Annotated in this window: 1 pseudogene; it reads left to right on the forward strand. The window is 40.2% G+C overall.

The features are described 5' to 3' along the window. Positions 1–249, forward strand: a pseudogene (locus FC814_RS22715) (transcriptional regulator); the annotation flags it as partial.

Genomic DNA, 249 nt, shown 5'->3' on the forward strand with positions numbered 1-249 from the left:
CCGTTTTACTGTCCCCATTGTGATTGTAACCGATAATGAACCGGTAAAGTCGACCACCACTCTTGCCGTTTTTCCCTTTCGTACTGAAGGTTCGATCAATGTTATAAAACTCCATTACGAACTGGTCCAGGGCCTTTCAAAATATGCTTTTTGTGGTTTAGATATTTTACCCGCTTCGGTAACGAATGAAGCCTGTGATTTCTCCACCATCCATCAGTTTATCAATAAAACAGGTCCAGAATATTATAT

The sequence above is a fragment of the Escherichia sp. MR genome, assembly GCF_005280595.1.
Classification (GTDB): Bacteria; Pseudomonadota; Gammaproteobacteria; order Enterobacterales; family Enterobacteriaceae; genus Escherichia; species Escherichia ruysiae.